At 43.7% G+C, this 245-nt stretch carries 1 protein-coding gene; it reads right to left on the minus strand.

Annotated features, from left to right (window positions below; genetic code table 11):
• Nucleotides 1-245: hypothetical protein (locus SMIDD28_RS12460; protein WP_416069028.1), on the minus strand; the 245-nt coding region annotated here is incomplete at both ends.

A 245-nucleotide genomic window follows, 5' to 3' on the forward strand; every position in this document is an offset into this window, starting at 1 on the left:
GAGTCTGCATCTAAGGTAGTTTCAGAATCAGCTTCAACAAGCAACTCAGCAAGTGAATCAGCATCTAAGGTTGCCTCAGAATCAGCTTCAACAAGCAACTCAGTAAGTGAGTCAGCATCTAAACGTGCTTCAGAAGTAGCTTCAGAATCAGCTTCAACAAGCAACTCAGTGAGCGAATCTGCATCTAAACGTACATCAGAAGTAGAATCACAATCCGCTTCAACAAGCAACTCAGTGAGCGAGTC

The sequence above is a fragment of the Streptococcus mitis genome (assembly GCF_001579045.1).
GTDB lineage: Bacteria > Bacillota > Bacilli > Lactobacillales > Streptococcaceae > Streptococcus > Streptococcus mitis_D.